This is a genomic window from Lebetimonas sp. JH292 (genome assembly GCF_000523275.1).
Classification (GTDB): Bacteria; Campylobacterota; Campylobacteria; order Campylobacterales; family Nautiliaceae; genus Lebetimonas.
Genome location: NZ_ATHQ01000001.1, coordinates 69194 through 91014, shown reverse-complemented (window position 1 = coordinate 91014; position 21821 = coordinate 69194). Strand labels below are relative to the sequence as shown.

Genomic DNA, 21821 nt, shown 5'->3' with positions numbered 1-21821 from the left:
ATTCTCCTTTTTGATAAAATTATACTAAAAAAGGTTAAAATGAAACTTGAAATAGAGAGTCTGGTAGTAGTGGCATTAATAATAATTGCCGGAATTATTGCACTTGAGATTAGTTTTTCCCCTGCTATTTTTGAAATTATAGCGGGAAGTATAGCCGCTAATTTTTTCCATATGGGTGATTTAAAATGGGCGGAATTTCTGGCAAATGTGGGACTTTTGGGGCTTATGTTTTTTGCGGGTATAGAGAGTGATTTAAAACTTCTTAAGAAAAATTTTATAAAAGCCGTTTTTATAGGGGTGTCTTCTTTTTTATTGCCGTTTGTTTCAATATTTCTGATTGGTAAATTTATTTTACTTTATTCCCTTAAAGCGTCTTTGCTAATAAGCATAGCGCTTTCCACCACGTCTCTGGCGCTCGTGTATCCGCTTTTAAAAGATAAAAATATGCTTCATCTTAATTCCGGTCAGACGCTTCTGACCGGGGCTATGATTGTGGATATAATCAGTATGTTTTCACTGAGCTTTTTGTTTGAAGGAATAAATTATCAGAATATTCTTTTTTTAGGCGTACTGTTAATAGTAATGTTTGTTTTGCCTAAATTAGGTGAAAAATTATTTGCCAGATACACAGGCAATCATATAGAATTTCCTATAAGGTTTATTATTGCAATTTTAATTTCAATCGGTTTTCTCTCAAAAGAGATACATATTAACGAAGCTGTTTTAGCGTTTGCCTTGGGAATATTTTTTTCTGAATTTTTAAAAGAAAATGAAATGATAGAAAAAAAATTAAGGGCTATAATTTTTGGTTTTGTGGCTCCTTTTTTCTTTTTTAAAGCGGGATATTCAATTAAACTTGACGTTATTAATTTTAAGATTTTATTTTTGAGTATAATACTTGGAATTATAGCGTTTGGCACAAAATATCTGGCGACCGTAATTGCGACAAAACCTTTTTTTAAAAAAACTGTATATAAAATTGCGGGGCTTTTTTTTAATATGAGACTTACATTTGGAATAGTGGCGAGTGTTTTTGGACTTGAATTTAAAATTATTGATGTAAATACTTATGTTTCTCTGTTATTAATTATAATTTCAACATCTTTGGCCGCCTCTGTTTTAATGAAAAGAATGCCGAGTGAAATTACAGAGGAAGAGCTGGAAGATTTTATCCTCTAATGCCAAAAGCTTTTTTTATCGTTTTTGTGTCAGGTTTTGTAATCATTGTAACTATTATTAAAGTTATTGTTGAAAGAGGAAGGGCGATAACCATGGCATCTACAAAAGCCCATTTGCTGTGGCCCAAAATAGAATTTACACCAAAAAGCGCCTTGGCAACGCCCAAAGCTTTTGCTTCTTTAAAATGACAAAATAAAAGCCAAAAAAGCGATACAAAAAATCCGGCAAACATACTTGAAATTGCCGCTGTTTTAGTGATTCTTTTTGAAAAAAGCCCAAAAATAAAAGAAGGTAAAAATACAGATGCGCAAAGTGCAAAGAAAATAGCCGTACTTCTCGCAATAATTGCCGGGGCCTTTTGAAATTTAAAAGCTAAAAATACTGAAAACAGAATTACAATGACAATTCCGATTTTTGTCCATAAAGTAGTTTTGTTTTTATCAGCCCCGAGTGTTTCAAAAATGTCCCTGCCGACAGCCGTCCCCATTGTGTGAAACTGACTTGATAAAGTGGACATTGCTGCTGAGATAAGAGCAAAAAGGAAAATAAATCCAAACCAGTGCGGCATTGCCGTATTTATAAAATGGGGGATTACTTTTCCAATTGCCCCCGCCGCTTCAAGGGCGTTTTTACCTCCGTAATTTTCAAAATACCATGCATTGCTTAAGCTTCCCACAATAAAAATAACACCAGTCATTGCCAAAATAAAAATCCCTCCTATTAAAACTGCACGGTTTAGTTCTTTTTTACTTTTTACCGTCATAAACCTAACTATAAGCTGTGGCTGGGCCAGAACCCCAATTCCAACTCCAAGGTAATTGTGGTTATTACAAAAAGCCAACCCGGAGATAAAAATGACGGCATTTTATTCCAGCCCTGAAATCCCCATATCTGAGATAATTTCATCATAAAATCACCGCTTCTTGGAACTAAATCTTTTAAATCGGTATTTGAAAGCTTGTCTATTACCGTAATTTGCCAAACGTTATCAAGTTTTGCAAACGCTTCGTTTATTCCCCCCAGTGAATAAAACACCATTACTATTAAAACAATCATAGCTAAAAACATTATTGAACCCTGAAGTGCATCGGTATACATAACCCCTTTGAGCCCGCCTGCTAAAACATAAGCAGTGATTATCAGTGAAAATATTAATAATGCTATGTGATAATCCACATGAAAATAGACACTGATAAACTGAACACCTCCGATTAGTACAGCCGTGGCATACAAAGGCATAAAAAATAAAATTATAAGCGCTGCAAAAATCTGAATAAATTTTGAATCATATCTTTTGCCCAAAAACTCAGGAAACGTGTGGGCGTCAAGCCTTAATCCCATTTTTCTTGTCGGATCACCTATAAAAACAAATGCAATAAAAATCCCCACAAAAATATTTAAAAAGGTAAGCCACAAAAGCGAATTTCCAAGCCATGCCGCCACTCCACCGAATCCGACGATTGCAGCGGTTGAAATAAATGTGGCACCGTAACTAAGAGACATTACAAACGGATGTGCCTCACGTCCCGCTAAAAGATAATCTGTTGAATTTTTTGTTTTTGAATAACCCATCCATCCAAGATATGCCAAAGCAAACAGATAAAGGATAATTAGTGCAATTTCCCAAAAGCTCATAGTAACTCCTCGTTAAGCTCTTTTTCTTCATCGGCCCATTTTTTTAAAAGAATTTCATTGCTTTCCTCATCACCTTTGTTCCAATTAATCAAACCGTAAATCACACAAAGCAGGGCGCTTAGTATTGTCAGCCAAAAAGCTGAACAGACGCCTATATCAAAATGGCTCATTTTTTTTCCTTTTTTTTAGAATTTTAATATAAAATTAATTAATATTTAAACTTTTTTGATATTATTATAAAAATTGATAAATAAAAGGGAAAAAATGAAACAGACATTAATGGGTAATGAGGCAATTGCATATGGACTAATGCACAGCAATACTCAAATTCTAAGCGGATATCCAGGTACCCCCTCGAGTGAAATATTAACGACTTTTGAAAAAATTTCTAAAAATCTGCCTGTTTATGCAAAGTGGGCGACTAATGAAAAAGTGGGATTTGAAGTGGCTTTTTCCGGTGCAATAGCAGGACTGAACAGTGCTGTCACAATGAAACAGGTAGGGCTTAATGTGGCAAGTGATGCCTTAATGAGCGCAAGTTTTATTGGAAACAAGGGAGGATTTGTTTTAATTGTAGCTGATGATCCGGGTTTTCATTCATCCCAGACAGAACAGGACAGCCGTGAGTTTGCAAGATTCGCAAGAATTCCTGTTTTAGACCCAGCAACTCCTGCTGAGGCTTATGAATTTACAATAAAGGCAAGCGAATTTCTAAAAAGTTTGAAATTCCTGTAATGCTAAGAAGTGTAATGAGAGTTTCGCATTCAAGAGAAATTGTAGAACTTAAAGAGCATAAATTTGAAGCAAAAGAAGGAAATTTTGAAAGGAATATTCCAAGATGGGCTGCTGTTCCAAGGGCTGGAAGACTGGCTCAGGCATATGAGAGGGAAGAAAAATTAGAAAAAATTAAAAAATATAATTATGAGGTATTTATAAAACCAAAAATCAATAAGCTCAAAGGTACAAAAAATTTAATCATCTCTAGCGGAGCGGCTTTTGGATATGTAAAAGAGGTAATTGATGAATTAAATTTAGATATCGATATATTAAAAATTGATATGCCTTATCCTCTGCCGTTAAATCAGCTTAAAGATTTAATTAAAAAATATGAAAAAGTATTGGTAATTGAAGAGACCTATCCGGTAATTGAAGAAGAAATTAGAAGCCATAATGTTTACGGAAAAATGACAAATGATGTGCATTCAATTGACGAGATGACAAAAGAGAGGGTTTTAAAGGCTTTAAAAAATATAGGTTTATATAATGGGGAAAATATTTATAAACCTATATTTACCCAGAATTTTGAAGTGAAGCATAGAAAACCGAATTTGTGTCCCGGATGTCCTCACAGAGATATCTTTTTTGCAATAAAAAAAGTGTTTCGGCCTAAAAAATCGATATATCCTTCAGACATAGGGTGTTATACACTTGGAATCAATCAAAAAGCAATCGACACAGTTTTATGTATGGGGGCCAGTGTGTCAATGGCGCACGGCTTCAGTATTGCCGATAAAGAAAAAACGGTAATTGCCACAATAGGTGATTCAACGTTTTTTCACTCAGGTGTAGCGCCATTAATTAATGCAGTTTATCAAAAAGCTAAATTTATACTTGTGATTTTGGATAATTCAACCGTTGCAATGACGGGAAGACAAGCTACGCCTGAGAGGGCTGTCCCCGGGAAAGTAGATTTAAAAAAAGTTGCTGAGGGATGTGGTGCTGAGGTAATGGAGTATTTTTACGAGCCTGATATTAATAAAACCATAAACTTTTTTAAAGATGTAAAGAAAAAATTTGAAAATGTTGAAGTCCCTTTGGTTGTAATTAGCAGACAATTCTGTGTGTTGGATAAAGAAAAAGCAAAAGAAAACTTAAAAGGTATTTTTGCTACAGTGGACGAAGAAAAATGTGTTGCGTGTGATGTATGCACCACCCAGTTTGTATGTCCTCCAATGGCATATAATGAAAGGGGAAAAATAGAAATTGACCCGCTTTTATGTGTCGGATGCGGTGTGTGTATCAGCGGGGTCTGTCCTACGGACGCATTCATAAGGAGAGATAAATGAAATATCAGATACTTTTAGCAGGATTTGGCGGGCAGGGCGTTGTATTTTTAGTAAAGGTACTCAGCATTTGTGCCGCTAAAAAAGGGTATAAATTTTTAGGAACGGAAAATCACGGGATGAGTCAGAGAGGCGGAAGTGTGAGTTCTCATATTAAAATAGGCGAATTTTATAATCCATTGATTGATTACGGACAGGCTGATTTATTAATTGGGCTTGATCGGGATGAAGCACTTATAAATCTTCCATATTTAAAAAAAGGCGGGGATTTGGTTGTAAATGCAGATAATTTTCCTGAAATTGATGCAAATGAGTATATTGTAGATGCAAACAGACTGGCAGAAGAGGGTCTGTTTGATGTTAAAGGGCTTAATGTGTTTATGCTGGGAGTTGCATTAAAAAATGTTAAAAATTTTCCTTTCAGCGTAGATGAGGTAAAAGAAGCTATAAAAGAGATTAATCCAAAATTTGCTGAGGCTAATTTTGAAATTTTGGATAAAGCACTTAATTATGAAAGATATTAAACTTTTTTTCAGTGAAAATGCTGAATTTGGAAAAAATATAGGTATTAAACTTCTTGAGGTTAAATACGGATATGCAAAAGCAAAAATGAAGGTTACAAAATTTCATTTAAATCTTGCCGGGGTTTGTCATGGTGGAGCTATTTTTACACTGGCTGATTTTGCGTTTGCCGTTGCAAGCAACTCTTTTGGGAAAATTGCCTTGGCAATCGATACGAGCATATCTTTTATAAATGCTGCAAAAGAGGGTGATGAATTAATTGCAGAGGCAAAACTTATAGGAGAAAGTAACCGTTTAGGCACATATGAAGTTAAAATAACTCATAAAGATAAAATTATTGCTTTTTTTAAAGGAACTGTTTATAAAACAAAAAAAGATTTAAAGGAGATAAAATGATTTATAATAAAATAGAAAGTGCAGGCAGGGAAGAAATTGAAAAAGTGCAGCTTAAAAGATTAAAAGAGGTGGTAAGCAGGGTTTATTATCTAAGCCCTTTTTATAAGAAAAAATTTGATGAATTAAATATAACTCCTGATGATATAAAATCACTTGAGGATATACAAAAACTTCCGTTTACTAAAAAACAGGATTTAAGGGACAATTATCCGTTCGGACTTTTTACTGTGCCTATGAGTGAGGTTGTGAGAATTCATTCATCTTCAGGAACTACCGGAAAACCTACTGTTGTGGGTTATACCGCACATGATATGGATGTATGGAATGAAGTGATGATAAGATGCTATTATATGGCGAATGTCACAAGTAAAGATATAGTTCATAACGCATACGGATACGGACTTTTTACAGGCGGACTCGGATTTCACGAAGCGGCTCAAAAAATCGGGGCTGCAATAGTGCCTGCAAGCGGTGGATTTACCCAAAGACAGTTAATGCTAATGCGTGATTTTGGGGCTACAATTTTGTGTGCCACTCCTAGTTTTGCCTTGCATTTGGCAGAAGAGGCAAAAAAAGAAGGCCCTGAATTTAGGAAAAATTATAAGCTTAGAGCCGGTTTTTTCGGAGCCGAGCCGACAAGTAAAGGGCTTAGGGAAGAAGTTGCAAAAGCGTGGCAGATAGATTATTACGAGGTTTACGGTCTCAGTGAAATAATCGGGCCCGGGGTCAGCTGCAGCTGCAACATGGGAGAGGGGCTTCATATAAATGAAGACCATTTTTATCCTGAAATAATAGACCCAAAAACAGGTGAAGTCTTATCTGAGGGCGAAGAAGGGGAACTTGTTTTAACCACTCTTACCAAACATGCGCTTCCGATAATAAGATACAGAACGGGTGATATTACAAGACTTGATAGAACTCCTTGCGCATGCGGCAGAACGTTTGTAAGGATGGAGAGTGTAAGGGGAAGGGCAGACGATATGCTGATAGTAAACGGCGTAAATGTATTTCCTTCCCAGGTGGAACATGTTATTGCGAATACAGAGGGGGTCAGTTTAAATTATCAGATAGTTGTGGATAAAAAAGGTTATTTGGATAAATTGGAATTAATGGTTGAAGTTGATGAGCGTATTATGTTTGATGATGTTGCAAAACTTGAAAAAATCAAAAAAGAACTGCAACAGGCACTTTTGAATAATTTATACATTAATGCCATTGTTCATCTGGTTGAGCCAAAAAGTATAGAAAGAAGTATGGGTAAAGCAAAAAGAATAGTAGATAAAAGGAAATAAAATGAAACAGATTTCAGTGTTTTTGGAAAGGAAAACAGGAAGGCTTAAAGAAATTACCGAGGCTTTGGCAAAAGAGAATGTCAGTATTAAGGCTATTACACTGGTTGAAGCAAGTGATTTTGGAATACTCAGAATTTTGACAAAAGATGTTGTAAAAGCTACCGAAGCAATAGAAAAAAGCGGTTTTTCTCTAACTCTTAGCGATGTGTTAATAGTTGAAGTTGATGATGAAATAGGGGTTCTAAACAAAATTGTTTCAACATTAAATGAAAACGGTATTGATATAAATTATTGTTATACAGTTAATTCGGATAGAAAAGGTTCTTTTGCATTTAAAGTTTCAGATATAAACAAAGCAAAAAAAGCTTTAACCGGGTTTAGAGTTTATTAAATTTTTTATTTCTTCAAATTTTTTTCTTAAATTTTCTTTTTTTGTTTTTATTTCAAATTTTCCAGCTTCTTTAATATAAAATTTTATTTCTTTTGGCGGTGCTAAAGGTTTTTGGTATTTATAAAATGTAACTATTTTTTTTGGATTTATACTGTTGCACTGATTTGCCTTGTGGAGTGTTTTTATAATAGAAAAAATTATATTTTTATTATAAAAAATCTCCTGCCTGAGTGCTGGATGTGATACGTTTATATACAAAATCTCTCCTTTTAAAGAATAAGAAGTTATATATTTATTGTATTTACGGGGCATTAGTGCTATAATTTTTTTTAAACAACGTTTTTCTTGTAATTTATCATTAAAGGGATTAAATAAATGTTTAAGTATATCTTTTGCTTTTTTCATATTATAATTATATCTGTTTTTTTAGGATGTGGCTATAAGGCAGACCCTGTTTGGCCAGGTAAAGAACAAAATATAACCAAAGAAATTAATTCAAGTGAACTTAAAATTATAGAAATAAACAATACTATGGAGATAAAATGAAATTTGACGTAGTTATAATAGGAAGCGGAATCGCCGGACTTTGGGCAGCAAAATATATAAATGACAATTCTGATTTGTCAACTTTAATAATTACAAAAAAAGAAGTGTGGGATGCAAACAGTTTCTATGCACAAGGCGGAGTTACAATGGCTCTTGATAAAGAGGATGTGCCTGCTCATATAGAAGATACTATCAGGGCGGGGGGTTTTCACAACAATAAAGAAATGGTTGAAATTTTATCGCGCTCGTCTCTTAAATTAAAAGAAGATTTAAAAAATTACGGATTTAAATTCGAAGGTGTTACAAGAGAAGCGGCACATTCAGTCCCGAGGGTTTATCATGCCGGGGGAGACGCTACAGGAAGGGAACTTCACAGGTTTTTAATAAAAAAAGACAAAAGTTATTTATTAGATAATGCAGTAGTTTTTGATTTATTAATAGAAGGTGGTGTCTGTTACGGTGTGAGTCTGCTTAAAAACAATAAAAAATATAATGTTTATGCAAATAATATAATACTTGCAAGCGGGGGAATAGGCGCTTTATATAAATATGACACAAACGCAAGAACTATTTCGGGGGATATTCAGGGAATTGCAATAGAAAAGGGAATGGAAATAAACGATATGGAATTTACACAGTTTCATCCCACTGTATTTATTCAAAGTAAATTTTCTCAAAAATTATTGTTGACTGAAGCCTTGCGAGGGGAAGGTGCATGGGTGGTTGACGAAGAAGGAAAAAGGTTTTTGTTTGAATATGATGAAAGAGGGGAGCTTGCAAGCAGAGATATTGTAAGCAGAGCTATTTTTATGCATCAGCAAAAAGGCCATAAAGTGTTTTTGGACGTAAGTATGTTTGAGGAGGAATATTTTAAAAACCGTTTTCCTACAATTTTTAACAAACTGAGGGATTATGATATAAAGGTGCCTTTTGAAAAAATTCCAATATCTCCTGCATTTCATTATTTTATGGGTGGAATTGTGGTTGATGTGAATGCTAAAATAAAAAATTTTAAAAACCTTTATGCTGCCGGGGAAGTGGCAAATACGGGAGTTCACGGTGCTAACAGGCTTGCAAGCAATTCTACGCTTGAATGTTTTGTATTCGGCAGAAAAGCCGCAAGGGATATATTAAAAAACAGATTTAAAACTGATGAAAGAATATTCGATATAAATGATGAAATATTATTTAAAGAAAATGATAAAAAATATAAAAATATGTTAAGGGAAATAATGTGGAAAAATGTTGGTATAATTAGAACAAAAAACGGTTTAAGTGAGGCGTTGGATTTCGTTGAAAAACATATTGATAAGCTCGGGCGGCTTACAAAGTTGAGATTTCTAACGGCAAGGGAAATAATAAAAGCGGCTATTAAAAGAAAAGAGTCTCTCGGGGCTCATTACAGAAAGGATAAAAATGCATGAAGAAATTGTAAATTACACTCATACATGGGTCGGAATAGCTGTTTTGGCTATTTTTGTTGTCGGATATTATTTTATTGCAACAGAAGAAAAATTTGAAATAAATAAATCAAAACCGGCACTTTTTATAGGTACTTTTTCATTTTTGCTAATAGGCACATATTTTTGGTTAAACCATCTTGACCCTTCACCGCTGCACGAAGAGCTTAAACACCTGATTGAAGAAATAGCGGAGATTTTCTTTTTCTTAATGGTTGCCATGACATATATAGAAAGTCTGATAGAAAGAGGTGTGTTTGACGCTTTGAAATACCGTTTAATTTCAAGAGGCTATACTTATAAAAAAATATTTTGGATAACAGGGACACTTTCATTTTGGATAAGCCCTTTTGCCGATAATTTGACTACAGCGCTTATTCTTTCAACAGTACTGATTACTATAGATAAACATAATATCAATTTTTTGGTTCCTGGAGCCATAAATATAGTGGTGGCTGCAAATGCCGGGGGTGCATGGTCTCCTTTTGGTGATATTACAACACTTATGGCATGGACTTCCGGGAAAGGCGAAATAATAGACTTTTTAGCATTGTTTCCGGCTGTATTTATAGGATGGCTTTTAAGCGCATGGCTTTTAAGTCTTTTTGTACCAAAAGGCAAGCCTCATTTTGATGCTTTGACTACCCCTAAAGTTGAAATGAAAAACGGTGGAAAGGTTATTATATTTTTAGGTGCTCTTACTATTGCTATTGCGGTATTCGGGCATATTGTAATGCATTTTCCGGCAATGTGGGGGATGATGTTTGGTTTGGCATTATTGGAACTTTACAGTTTTTATCATAAAAGAAAATATAAAGAAAAAATAGATGTGTTTGTTAATATGGCCAAAATAGAACATGATACACTGCTTTTCTTTTTTGGTATTCTTTCGGCGGTAGGGGCACTCTATTTTCTTGGATGGCTTTTTTATGTTACTAAACTTTATGAAATAATAGGTCCAACATGGGGAAATATCGGTGTTGGGTTTATAAGTTCTATTATAGATAACGTTCCTGTAATGGCGGCTATCTTAAAAGCCGACCCTCCAATGGATGCAGCCCAGTGGATGCTTGTTACTATGACAGCCGGAATTGGTGGAAGCTTAATCAGCTTTGGAAGTGCCGCCGGTGTTGGGGTTATGGGTAGAATGAGAGGGATTTATACATTTAATACACATATAAAATATGCTTGGGCTGTATTAATCGGATATCTCCTAAGCTGTGCCATCTGGTATGTTCAATTCGAAATTCTACACTGGTATTAATTTTCCCTTTCTTTTTGTTACAATTTCATTAAAAAGGATATAAATGCAAGTAGAAATACTGATACTTGATTTTGGAAGTCAATATACCCAGTTAATAGCCAGAAGACTGAGAGAAGATGGAATATACAGCGAAATAGTTCCTTATTTTGACGGATTAAAAGCAGCAAAAGAAAAAAAACCAAAAGGTATAATTTTTAGCGGCGGGCCCGCAAGTGTTTATGATAAAGACGCTTACAGGGCAGATAAAGAAATATATGATTTAGGACTTCCTATTTTAGGAATTTGTTATGGTATGCAGCTTATAACCGTTGATTTCGGAGGTGAGGTAGTTAGGGCCGACCATCACGAATATGGTAAAGCAGAGCTTTTTATAGACGAACCTCATAAAATTTTTAAAGATGTAAGCAATCCTACAATAGTTTGGATGAGCCACTCAGACAGGGTTGAAAAACTGCCTAACGGATTTAAAAGAATAGCCCATACCTCAAATGCTCCATATGCTGCAATTGTAAATGAAGAAAAAGAAATTTATGCAATTCAGTTTCACTCGGAAGTAGCCCATTCAGTTGAAGGAAGTAAAATTCTTAGAAATTTTGCAAAAGAAGTCTGCTCTGTAACAAGTAAATGGGATATGGCTCATTTTGCAAAAGAACAAATCAAAAAGATTAAAGAGCAGGTAGGGGAAAACAAAGTAATATGTGCATTAAGCGGCGGAGTTGACAGTTCGGTTACCGCGGCACTTTTACATGAAGCCATTAGAGATAAATTAATTCCTATTTTTGTAGACACAGGTCTTCTTAGAAAAAACGAAAGAGAAGAAGTCGAGCATGCTTTTAAAAATGTGTTGCACGTGCCTTTAATTACTATTGATGCAAGGGAAAAGTTTTTAGGAAGGCTCAAAGGTGTAACCGATCCTGAAGAAAAAAGAAAAATAATAGGGCATACTTTTATTGAGGTTTTTGAAGAAGCGGCCAAAAAACATAAAGACGCAAAATTTTTAGCGCAGGGGACTCTGTATCCTGACGTAATTGAATCCGTTTCGGTAAAAGGTCCTTCTAAAACAATAAAATCACATCATAATGTAGGAGGTTTGCCTGAATGGATGAAATTTGAATTGATTGAGCCTTTAAGAGAGCTTTTTAAGGATGAAGTCAGAAAACTCGGACTTGAACTTGGTCTTCCAGAAGACTTGGTTTATCGTCACCCATTTCCGGGACCAGGACTTGCTATTAGAATTATGGGTGAAGTTAATGAAAAAGATTTAGATATTTTAAGAGAAGCTGATTACATTTTAATTCAAGAGCTTAAAGCGTGGGGGCTTTATAATGAAGTTTGGCAGGCCTTTGCGGTACTTCTTAATGTAAAAAGCGTTGGGGTAATGGGGGATAACAGGACATATGACAATACGGTTGCAATAAGATGTGTCAGCTCAACTGACGGTATGACGGCAACTTTTTCCCATTTGCCGCATGAATTTTTAGAAAAGGTTTCAACAAGAATTATCAATGAAGTCGACGGTATCAACAGAGTGGTTTATGACATTTCAAGCAAACCTCCTGCAACAATTGAGTGGGAGTAAAATCAAAAATTAAAAATGAAAAGTTAAAAGTGAAAAATTTAAGGTTACCTATTTATTTATTAAATAACGATAAATATGAAGGGGTAATAAATTATCCTGTTATAAAAATAAATTTTCTATCCCCTTCTATTTCTTTTGATGGAATTGATTATCTGATTTTTACTTCTAAAAACGGGGTTAGGGCGATAAATAAATTAACTGATAAATGGAAAAATTTTCCAAGTCTGGCAATAGGAAAAGCAACTGCAAAAGAAATAGAAAAATTAGGAGGAATTGTTGAATTTGTTTCATCTAATGCCTATGGGGATGAATTTGCAAAAGAAATAAATAAAAAATATAAAAATAAAAAATTTCTTTTTTTAAGGGCAAAAGAAATAATATCAAATATAAAAGAAATTTTTGATAAATCTGATAATTCTTTAAGAGAAATTATAGTGTATGAAACTGTTTGCGCTAAACTTGATAAATTTATTAAAAAACCGGCTATTGTAATTTTTACTTCGCCTTCCACTGTTAAATGTTTTTCAAAAATCAATGATTTTGAAAATATTTTACCGATTGCAATAGGAAATAAAACGAAAAATGCTCTTTTGGAATTTACCAAAAATTCTATTTTAACTCCGCAAAATCCTTATATTAAAGAATGCGTCCTGCTTGCAAAAAATGTAAAATTACGGTAAAATTATAATATAACTTCTTTTTTGCTTATAAAGTGTTCTTTAAAAATCTTGATTGACAAAAGCTCAAGTTTTTGTTATAATTTTAATGCCTGGGAGGAGCGCTACCCGTACATTTTGGGGCCCTACAACCTTTTTTTTAGGGGAGACGGTAGCTTCGGGGTGTGCGGCGAGATGGACTCGCCCCTAAACCGATGCTCCCATCCCCACACTGTGACTTGGCGGAGCCCAAAGTCACTACGTGAACGCCCTCTCGGGCAAAATAATGAAAAATTTAAAATGTATAATGTAGAATGAATAAATGAAAAAAGTATTTACAATTAATAATAATTTTAGTATAATAAGTGACAGACACTTATAAATCATAATTTTGAGAATAATCTAAATTTTTTAAATTGATTATTTTAGCTTTGATTTTATTTGCTAATTTTTTTTATAATAATTTTTATTAATATCTTAAATATAATCTTATATTATAACTTCTTAAATAAAAAACAATTTTCTACATATGAAAAAATATAAAAAATCCTTAATTAAAAGTCATTAATTTATTCTGTAATCACATTTTATATATGAATTTATCTATTAAAATTTAATTTAGTCCTAAATTTATATAAGAAAAATTAAATTTTAAGTTATTTTTAAGAATTAATATTATAATTTAACGAAAATTAATCTTAAAAATTTTTATGAAAGGAGTTTTTAATGAAAAAAACAGCCAAGGTTAAAACTTTTTCTCCTACAGAGAAAAATTATGTAAATATAGCAACGGGTACATACAGAGCGGGAGAATTAAAAGGTATTATTAAAATAAATTCTCAAAGCTGTGTAGGCTGCGACACCTGCAGACATGTATGTCCAGCAGATGCGATAAACGGTGCTATTGGTGTTGCCCACTCAATTGATGAAATGAAATGCATTGCTTGTGGACAATGTTTAATTAACTGCCCATTCGGTGCAATAGAACAATTAAGTTTTGTAGAAGAGGTAATGAAAAATCTGGAAAATAAAGAAAAAACTGTTGTGGCGGTAATAGCCCCTGCGGTCCGTGTGGCAATAGCCGAAGAATTTGGAGCACCTCCCGGTACTTTAACAGTTGGAAAACTTCATAATGCATTAAAAAAAGCGGGTTTTAAAATTTATGAAAACAATTTAGCGGCCGATCAAACAATTATGGAAGAAGGAAGCGAATTTATAGCAAAAGTAAAATACTGGCTGTTAGGAGAAAGAAGCGAAGAATTAAATAAAATGGCAAATCATCCTTTACCACATTTTACATCTTGCTGTCCCGGTTGGGTTAGATATGCAGAAATTTATTATCCGGGGTTGATTCCGCATATATCAGGCACCAAATCCCCTATGCAAATAGCAGGTCCTTCAGCAAAAACTTGGGCTGCTTTAGACATTTGGAAAGTGGATCCGAGAAACGTTTACACTGTCGGAATAATGCCGTGTACCGCTAAAATATTTGAAGCAAGCAGACCGGAATTCAAATCTTCTTGGAAATTTTTAAAAGAAAAAGGTTATATTCCAGAAGACACCCCTCCATTCCCTGATACAGATGTAGTGCTTACAACAAGGGATTTAGCCACATTACTTAAAATGAAAGGAATTAATCCTCTTGAGTTACCGGAAAAAGAAAATGAAACGGAAACGGAAATTTACACGGGAGCTGGCACAATATTTGGTAACAGTGGAGGCGTTATGGAAGCTGCTCTTAGAACAGTTTATTATATTCTTTCTGAAAAAGAACCGCCTAAATGGGATTTTTATGCAGTAAGGGGACATACTGACGGATTAAGAGAAGCAGAAATTCCTATTACTCTTAAATCCGGAAAAACAATTGTGGTAAAAGCCGCTGTAGTTAACGGGATAAAAAACCATCTTGATAAAATTGTTAAAGATGTAATAAAAGGCACTTCACCTTACCACATAATTGAAGTAATGAATTGTCCCGGAGGTTGTATTGACGGAGGAGGGCAGCCGGTTAATCCAATGGGAACTTCATGGATAGACCCGTTATTACCTTTAAGATTAAATGCTTAAAATATAAAAGGAGGATAAAAATGAATGAAAAATTACCTTATCAATATGAAGAAAAACCTGCCACCACTTTAATAGACAGAAGAACTTTTCTTAAAGTTACAGGGGTTATAGTATCGGTTATTGCTGTTGGAGGTTATGTGATTACAGATCTTTTCAAAAAAAGAAATAAATACATTAAAATGAGACAAGCTGGTTTATATAAAGATGATATAAGATTACAGCAAAAAGGATTGGCAGCTTCGTATGAAAATCCTGCTGTTCAGGAATTTTATAAAAAATTTGCGAACCATCCGATGAGTGAAATATCAGAAGAACTTTTACATACAAAAGTATATGTTGTTAGAACCAACTTAAATTTAAAAGGAGGAAAACATGCTTGCTGAAAATGAAAGGGTATTGAGATTTCCTGTTTATGAAAAAATGTTTCATAACATCAATGCAATTACATGGTATATATTAGCCTTTACCGGAATGGCTGTATATTTTAAATGGGCATCAGGTGAAAGTGCTAAGTTTTTAATGGAAGTTCACATCTGGACGGCAATTGTTTTTACTTTGAATTTTATTTCTTTTATTTTAATAGTACCGGACAGGTTTTATATTATAATGAAAAATTTATTACAATGGGATAAAGACACATTTGCATGGTTTAAAAATTTAGGCGGATATCCCAGAATGTTCGGTATTCCTTTCGGTCCTGAAAAAACTGCTCCTCAAGGAAAATATAATGCTGGACAAAAAGTCGCTTATTTAATTTTTATATTTATGATTTTCGGATTGATAGTAACAGGATGGGCGCTTTATTTTGCAAAACAAGGGCTTGGCAAAGAACTTATGCTTTATTTCTTTTATTTCCATGTTTGGGGTTCTATAATAACTACAGCCCTTGTAACGTTTGTTCATTTGCCTCTTTCAATAATAAACATAGAAGATTTTAAAGCAATGTGGAGACTGGACAGCGGTTATATGCCTTTTGATGCCGCCGAACATCATTCCCCTAAATGGGTTGAAGACGATTTAGTTCAAATTAACTCAATAAAACAATAAAAAGAGCTGTTCAGCTCTTTTTATTTCAAGTAAAATCACGGAGGTTACTTAGTTGTTTAGAGAAGAAAAAGACAGTTTAGGTGTAGTAAAGATTCCATCTGATAGATATTACGGTATACATACCGCAAGAGCCTATAATAATTTTCAAATATCCGGATATAAAGTGCCAAATGAGTTGATTAAATCATATGCATTGGTTAAAAAAGCATGTGCAACAACAAATGCTAAATTAAATTATCTCAGCGAAGAATATGCCAATGCAATATGTAATGCCTGTGACGAAATAATCGATGAAAAATTTCAGGAAGATTTTATAGTGGACGCATTGCAAGGTGGCGCTGGCACATCAACAAATATGAATATAAATGAAGTGATAGCTAACAGGGCAAATGAAATATTAGGATATCCAAAAGGTAAATATTATCCGATACATCCGCTTGAACATGTAAATCTTCACCAATCAACAAATGACACATATCCAGGCACATTAAAAATAGCGGCGCTTTTTTTATTGGAAAAATTAAGCGAAGTTATAGCGGATTTTCAAAATATTCTACAAAAAAAAGAAAAAGAATTTGCATCCATTTTAAAAATCGGGAGGACAGAACTTCAAGAAGCAGTCCCTTTTACTCTCGGCAGGGAATTTTCGGCTTTTGCCGAAGCTATATCCAGAGACAGATGGAGAATATGGAAATGCAAAGAGAGAATAAGGGTCTTAAATATTGGTTCTACTGCAATAGGAACTGGTTTAACCGCCCCTAGGGAGTATATTTTTTTGGTTATTGAAATTTTAAGAGATTTAACTAGATTAAATATTTCCCGTGCTGAAAATCCTGTAAGTGTAACCGCTTTTGCAGATGATATTGTGGAAGTTGTAGGTATTCTTGATGCTTATTCTTCAAATTTATTTAAAATTTCTAATGATATACGTCTTATGAATTTTTTAAAAGAAATAAAATTAAAGCCAGCTCAAGCCGGTTCTTCTATAATGCCTGGCAAAATAAATCCCGTAATACTTGAATCTGCAATGCAAACAGCAATAAAAGTTAAATCCGATTTTAATGTAATAAGAGACTGTGTTTCTTTGTCATCTTTTCAAATTGTTGAATTTATGCCTTTAATAGCATTTAGTTTTATAGAATCTTTAAAATTGCTTTTGAATATAACTGTAAACTTGAAAGAACATATTAAAGAAATTAAAGCAAATGAAAAAATATGTAATAAATATTTTGAAGAAAGCTTTTCAATTTTAACCGTTTTACTCCCTTTGATAGGTTATGAGAAAACATTAAAAATTGTAAAAGAAATACAAAATAAAAACATAACGAATATAAAAGAATTTTTAAAAAATAGATTTGGCGAAAAAATTCTTGAATTATTTTTTCCTGAAAATCTTAATTCTCTTGGATATGATAAGAATAAATTAAAGGAGCTGTTTAATGATATCAACACCTAAAGGTTTAAGATTACATATCGGTGTTTTTGGAAGAACAAATGTCGGAAAATCGTCTTTTTTAAATATGATTACAGGACAAAATATTTCGATTGTTTCCCCTGTTGCCGGAACTACAACAGATATTGTCGAAAAAACAATGGAATTATTGCCAATAGGACCGGTTGTTTTTTTAGATACAGCTGGATTTGATGATAATTCAGTTTTGGGAAACTTAAGAATAGAAAAAACTTTAAATGTTCTTAAAAAAACTGATATTTGTTTATTAATTTTAGAGCCTGATAAATGGACTGATTATGAAGAAAATATAATTCAGATAATAAAAGAAAAAAAAATTCCTTTAATTGCTGTTATTAATAAAATCGATTTACAAAAGCCTTCGGATGAATTTATAAATAAACTTGAATCAATTTTTGGAAAAAACATTATTAAAGTTTCAAGTTTAGACAGTGATAATAAAGAAAAATATATTAATGCTTTAAAAAAACACATTATTGATATTTGCCCATCTGATTTTTTACAACCGCCGGCGTTAATAGGTGATTTAATCCCCTCAGGGGGATTGGCTGTTTTGGTTGTTCCTATTGATTTAGAAGCTCCTAAAGGCAGATTGATACTTCCCCAGGTTCAAACTATAAGAGACACTTTGGATAACGATTCCATGGCACTGATTGTTAAAGAAAGAGAACTTTCATATGCAATGTCTATTTTAAATCAAAAACCCGATATTGTAGTATGTGACTCACAGGGGGTATTAAAAATGGTTGCGGATATTCCAAAAGATATAAAAGCGACAACCTTTTCGATACTTTTCTCCCGTTATAAAGGAGATTTACTGGAACAAGCCAGGGGCACCGCACATATAGATGCTCTTAAGCCGGGAGATAAAGTTTTAATAGCTGAAGCATGCACTCATCATGCTTTGGAGGATGACATAGGAAGGGTTAAAATTCCAAGATGGCTTAAACAGTATGTAGGGGGGGGATTTGCAAATTGATGTTTATGCCGGAAAAGATTACCCTGATAATGTATCGGATTATAAACTTATTATCCATTGCGGCGGATGTGTATTAAATAGAAGAGGAATGCTTTCACGCATACAAATGGCAAAAGAAGTTAACGTTCCTATTACAAATTATGGTATGGCGATTTCTTTTTTACAGGGAGTTATTAAGAGAACTTTGAGCCCTTTCCCCGCTGCTTTAATGATGTTTGAAAATGAAAGAAAAAAGTTGAAAAATGATGTTAAATAAAACTGAAATTATTCTATCGTTAATAAAAAACGATAATAAAATTTTTGAAAGAGCAACAGAAATCAGAAATAAACACTGTGGTAATGAAGCTCATATAAGGGGAGTTATACATTTTTCCAATTATTGTATCAGTGATTGTTTATATTGCGGTTTAAGAAAAAGTAATAAAGAAATGAAACGTTTTAGGATGGATGAAGAAACTATAATTAAAATAGCCGGTGAAATTGCCCAAAAAGGGATAAAAACCATAGTTTTACAATCAGGGGAAGACCCTTTTTTTACAAGAGAAAAAATCTGCAGCATTATCCGACAAATCAAAAAAAAATATGATGTAGCCATTACATTGAGCTTGGGAGAGTTGTCTTTTGATGATTATAAAGCATTCAAAGATGCCGGAGCCGATAGGTATTTAATGAAACATGAAACAATGAATGAAAAATTATATGAAAAAATGAGACCCGGCAGAAAATTAAAAGACAGAATAAAAGCGTTAGAATTTTTAAGAAAAACAGGTTTCCAGGTAGGAGCTGGCAATATTGTGGGTTTACCAAAACAAACTTTCAATGATTTGGCAGACGATATCCTGTTTTTTCAGGATTTTCAACCCGATATGATAAATATAGGTCCTTTTATTCCGCATCCGCAAACACCTTTAAAAAAGTTTTCTTCCGGAAATTTTAATCTTATGTTGAGAGTTTTTGCATTAACAAGAATTGTAACTAAAAACACGCATATTGCAGCCGCAAATACAGTTGCAACACTTAATCCTGAAAATGGGCAATTTTTATGTTTTACTAAAGGTGGATGTAACGTTTTGATGCCAAATTGCAACCCTTCTTTCGAAAGTAAAAATAAAAAAATTGAATTTGAATTTCAATGTGCACCTAAAAAACGTTATGTAGATATAAATGAAGCTACAAATGTAATTACAAAAGCGGGTATTAAAATTTCAAGAACTAAAGGGAATTCATTAAAAATAAAGGAATACCAATGAAAAAAATAGCAATATATGGTAAAGGCGGTATTGGAAAATCAACAATTACATCCAATTTATCCGCTGCTATTGCAACAATGGGGAAAAGGGTCATACAAATAGGCTGCGATCCAAAAGCAGATTCTACAATAAATCTTTTAGGAGGAGTGCCTCCTAAAACAATACTTAGTTATATTGAAGAAAATGGTATGCCAAAATCAATCGAAGAAATAGTAAAAACAGGTTTTGCAAATACTGTGACTTTTGAAGTTGGCGGTCCAACACCCGGCCAAGGATGCGCGGGCAGAGGTATTGTAACGGCACTCGAACTTTTAAAAGAATTGAATGCTTATGAAATATATAAACCCGAAGTTGTTTTTTATGATGTTTTGGGAGACGTTGTATGCGGCGGTTTTGCGGTTCCAATGAGAAAAGGATATGCCGAAAAAGTAATTGTAGTGACATCCGGAGAAAAACTGTCTCTTTTTGCGGCAGAAAATATTATAAAAGCTGTTAGAAATTTTAAAAACAAAGGATATGCATCTTTATTGGGAATTATTGTCAATTTAAGAAATATACCTAATGAATTGGAAAAAGTACAAAATTTTGCAAAAGAAATGAATGTTGATATATTGGGAGTTTTACCAAGGGATGAATCTATTAATAAGGCGGAACTTTTAGGAAAAACTGTAATAGAATATGACAAAAATGCTCAAATAAGTAAAAATTTTTATTCAATTGCAAAAAGGATTTTAGATGCTTATTGAACAGACAAGAGTTAAAATTTCTGAATTAAATGAAAAAAATTTTCCTTTTGCACCCCTGGAGTCCATGGGTCCGAATCTTGCAGGATGGGGAGTGGTTGAAACCACTTTACTTTTGCCTAACAGTATTTGCCTGATGGTGGGACCTTTGGCCTGTCTTAGACACTCCTCTTTTATGTCCCATGCAAGAAACTTTTACGGGCGTTTTTATATGCTGAATATTGACGAAATAGATATTATAATGGGAAAACATTTTTCAAAAGTGGAAGAAGCTATTTTAAAAATTTCAAAAAAAGAAAAGCCAGAAATACTTATATTGGCGGGAACATGTTGCGATTATTTATTAGAAAGCGATTATACAGATGTAGTTGAAAATATGAAAAAAAAATTAAATATTGAAATAATATATACAGTAATGGCACCTTTAACGATAGGATTAAAACCTTCCCCTTTTGAATTGGCATATCAATCTTTAATTGATATTTTAAAAGATAAAAAAACAGAAATAAATAAAAACAGTGTTAATATTTTAGGAACTTTTATACCATTGAAAGAAGATTCAGAATTATTGGTTTTTCTTAAAAAGTTGGGTTATGAAAATATCTATCAAATTCCTACACTTAAAAATGTCCATGATTTGTATAAATTATCTTCTGCTTCATTAAATATCGTGATTCATCCTTTAGGCTTACTTTTAGCAAAAAAAATGTATAATGAGTTAGATATTCCTTATATATTCGCACCGGTAAGTTACGATATTTTGGAAATAAAAAAACAATATTCTAAAATTGAAGAAATAACAAATAAAAAAATTAATATAAAAGAGAAAAATAATGAAAATTTAATAAGTAAAAACAAATTTATAAAAAATAAAAATATTGCTGTTGGAAGCAGTGTTTACGGCAATCCTTTGGAATTGGCACTGGCTTTAACAAAATTAGGAGGAAATGTTAAAGCAGTTTTTTTGAGAAATTCTCCAAAACTTCATGAAAAAGAATACATTAATGAATTGTCTAAAATATCCCCTGAAACCTATATTTATAACGTTTCACATCCATATTTAAATGAAAATATAAATTTTTTTAACGATATAGAATTAGCGTTTGGGGTTGATGCCGGTATATTTTGCCAAAATGCTGTCAATATCCCTCTTTCAAGATATCAACACTCTTTTTACGGATATGAAAATTTAAAAAATTTATTAGATTCAATACAAGAAAATATTAAAAATCCAATCAGCAATTATGATTGGATATATAAATATAACTATCTTATATAGGA

General features: G+C 33.1%; 22 protein-coding genes and 1 pseudogene. 20 read left to right on the top strand and 3 right to left on the bottom strand.

Annotated features, from left to right (window positions below; all coding sequences use genetic code 11):
* Window positions 1-39: 39 nt before the first annotated feature.
* Window positions 40-1179: a cation:proton antiporter gene (locus DZ64_RS0100475; RefSeq protein ID WP_035002987.1), complete on the top strand. Its 1140-nt coding sequence runs from the start codon at window positions 40-42 to the stop codon at window positions 1177-1179.
* Here the strand turns inward: DZ64_RS0100475 and DZ64_RS13935 are convergent.
* Window positions 1169-2814 (bottom strand): annotated as a pseudogene (locus DZ64_RS13935) (sodium:solute symporter). The gene DZ64_RS0100475 and the pseudogene DZ64_RS13935 sit on opposite strands and share 11 nt — an antisense overlap.
* Entirely contained in the window at window positions 2811-2984 is a 174-nt protein-coding gene (locus DZ64_RS12510; RefSeq protein WP_173391327.1) for a symporter small accessory protein, read from the bottom strand. The pseudogene DZ64_RS13935 and the gene DZ64_RS12510 overlap by 4 nt, the downstream one beginning before the upstream one ends.
* Before the next feature lie 94 nt (window positions 2985-3078).
* On the opposite strand from DZ64_RS12510, the gene DZ64_RS12555 reads away from it, so the two are divergent.
* The 6 genes from DZ64_RS12555 to DZ64_RS0100440 are packed head-to-tail and all read left to right on the top strand — an operon-like array spanning window position 3079 to window position 7478.
* On the top strand, window positions 3079-3549 hold the full coding sequence (locus tag DZ64_RS12555; RefSeq protein ID WP_201768452.1) for a hypothetical protein: 471 nt from the start codon (window positions 3079-3081) through the stop codon (window positions 3547-3549).
* Window positions 3549-4880: a thiamine pyrophosphate-dependent enzyme gene (locus DZ64_RS10335; protein WP_201768451.1), complete on the top strand. Its 1332-nt coding sequence runs from the start codon at window positions 3549-3551 to the stop codon at window positions 4878-4880. The genes DZ64_RS12555 and DZ64_RS10335 overlap by 1 nt, the downstream gene beginning before the upstream one ends.
* A complete protein-coding gene (locus tag DZ64_RS0100455) occupies window positions 4877-5401 on the top strand; it encodes a 2-oxoacid:acceptor oxidoreductase family protein (protein WP_024788999.1) in 525 nt (174 codons plus the stop codon). Before DZ64_RS10335 ends, DZ64_RS0100455 begins: the two co-directional genes overlap by 4 nt.
* A complete protein-coding gene (locus DZ64_RS0100450; RefSeq protein WP_024788998.1) occupies window positions 5388-5795 on the top strand; it encodes a PaaI family thioesterase in 408 nt (135 codons plus the stop codon). The genes DZ64_RS0100455 and DZ64_RS0100450 overlap by 14 nt, the downstream gene beginning before the upstream one ends.
* Window positions 5792-7087: a phenylacetate--CoA ligase family protein gene (locus DZ64_RS0100445; RefSeq protein WP_024788997.1), complete on the top strand. Its 1296-nt coding sequence runs from the start codon at window positions 5792-5794 to the stop codon at window positions 7085-7087. Before DZ64_RS0100450 ends, DZ64_RS0100445 begins: the two co-directional genes overlap by 4 nt.
* A gap of 1 nt (window position 7088) precedes the next feature.
* Window positions 7089-7478 (top strand): hypothetical protein, encoded by a 390-nt coding sequence (locus tag DZ64_RS0100440; RefSeq protein WP_035002985.1) that lies wholly within the window; start codon window positions 7089-7091, stop codon window positions 7476-7478.
* Here the strand turns inward: DZ64_RS0100440 and DZ64_RS0100435 are convergent.
* Window positions 7455-7883: a DciA family protein gene (locus tag DZ64_RS0100435; RefSeq protein ID WP_024788995.1), complete on the bottom strand. Its 429-nt coding sequence runs from the start codon at window positions 7881-7883 to the stop codon at window positions 7455-7457. The genes DZ64_RS0100440 and DZ64_RS0100435 overlap by 24 nt on opposite strands.
* A gap of 137 nt (window positions 7884-8020) precedes the next feature.
* On the opposite strand from DZ64_RS0100435, the gene nadB reads away from it, so the two are divergent.
* The 13 genes from nadB to DZ64_RS0100370 all read left to right on the top strand — a co-directional run bounded on the left by nadB (window position 8021) and on the right by DZ64_RS0100370 (window position 21819).
* Window positions 8021-9448 carry an L-aspartate oxidase gene (nadB, locus tag DZ64_RS0100425; RefSeq protein ID WP_024788994.1) on the top strand — a complete coding sequence of 476 codons (1428 nt, stop codon included), beginning with the start codon at window positions 8021-8023 and terminating at the stop codon, window positions 9446-9448.
* Window positions 9441-10748, top strand: coding sequence for a sodium:proton antiporter NhaD (gene nhaD / locus DZ64_RS0100420; protein WP_024788993.1), 1308 nt, complete (start codon window positions 9441-9443; stop codon window positions 10746-10748). Before nadB ends, nhaD begins: the two co-directional genes overlap by 8 nt.
* A gap of 43 nt (window positions 10749-10791) precedes the next feature.
* A complete protein-coding gene (gene guaA, locus DZ64_RS0100415; RefSeq protein ID WP_024788992.1) occupies window positions 10792-12327 on the top strand; it encodes a glutamine-hydrolyzing GMP synthase in 1536 nt (511 codons plus the stop codon).
* A gap of 29 nt (window positions 12328-12356) precedes the next feature.
* Window positions 12357-13007, top strand: coding sequence for a uroporphyrinogen-III synthase (locus tag DZ64_RS0100410; protein ID WP_051430028.1), 651 nt, complete (start codon window positions 12357-12359; stop codon window positions 13005-13007).
* Window positions 13008-13709: 702 nt separating this feature from the next.
* Window positions 13710-15050 carry a [Fe-Fe] hydrogenase large subunit C-terminal domain-containing protein gene (locus DZ64_RS0100405; protein WP_024788990.1) on the top strand — a complete coding sequence of 447 codons (1341 nt, stop codon included), beginning with the start codon at window positions 13710-13712 and terminating at the stop codon, window positions 15048-15050.
* A gap of 20 nt (window positions 15051-15070) precedes the next feature.
* Window positions 15071-15433 carry an iron hydrogenase small subunit gene (locus tag DZ64_RS0100400; RefSeq protein ID WP_024788989.1) on the top strand — a complete coding sequence of 121 codons (363 nt, stop codon included), beginning with the start codon at window positions 15071-15073 and terminating at the stop codon, window positions 15431-15433.
* Complete coding sequence (locus tag DZ64_RS0100395) at window positions 15423-16097, top strand: cytochrome b/b6 domain-containing protein (RefSeq protein WP_024788988.1); 675 nt, start codon at window positions 15423-15425, stop codon at window positions 16095-16097. The genes DZ64_RS0100400 and DZ64_RS0100395 overlap by 11 nt, the downstream gene beginning before the upstream one ends.
* Window positions 16098-16149: 52 nt before the next feature.
* Window positions 16150-17553 carry an aspartate ammonia-lyase gene (locus DZ64_RS0100390; protein WP_024788987.1) on the top strand — a complete coding sequence of 468 codons (1404 nt, stop codon included), beginning with the start codon at window positions 16150-16152 and terminating at the stop codon, window positions 17551-17553.
* Complete coding sequence (hydF, locus tag DZ64_RS10330) at window positions 17537-18547, top strand: [FeFe] hydrogenase H-cluster maturation GTPase HydF (RefSeq protein ID WP_255327494.1); 1011 nt, start codon at window positions 17537-17539, stop codon at window positions 18545-18547. Before DZ64_RS0100390 ends, hydF begins: the two co-directional genes overlap by 17 nt.
* Window positions 18537-18803: a hypothetical protein gene (locus DZ64_RS13610; protein ID WP_255327493.1), complete on the top strand. Its 267-nt coding sequence runs from the start codon at window positions 18537-18539 to the stop codon at window positions 18801-18803. The genes hydF and DZ64_RS13610 overlap by 11 nt, the downstream gene beginning before the upstream one ends.
* Window positions 18790-19797: a [FeFe] hydrogenase H-cluster radical SAM maturase HydE gene (gene hydE, locus DZ64_RS0100380; RefSeq protein WP_024786732.1), complete on the top strand. Its 1008-nt coding sequence runs from the start codon at window positions 18790-18792 to the stop codon at window positions 19795-19797. Before DZ64_RS13610 ends, hydE begins: the two co-directional genes overlap by 14 nt.
* Window positions 19794-20543, top strand: coding sequence for an AAA family ATPase (locus DZ64_RS0100375; RefSeq protein WP_024786731.1), 750 nt, complete (start codon window positions 19794-19796; stop codon window positions 20541-20543). Before hydE ends, DZ64_RS0100375 begins: the two co-directional genes overlap by 4 nt.
* On the top strand, window positions 20533-21819 hold the full coding sequence (locus DZ64_RS0100370) for a nitrogenase component 1 (protein ID WP_024786730.1): 1287 nt from the start codon (window positions 20533-20535) through the stop codon (window positions 21817-21819). The genes DZ64_RS0100375 and DZ64_RS0100370 overlap by 11 nt, the downstream gene beginning before the upstream one ends.
* The last annotated feature ends 2 nt before the right edge of the window (window positions 21820-21821 follow it).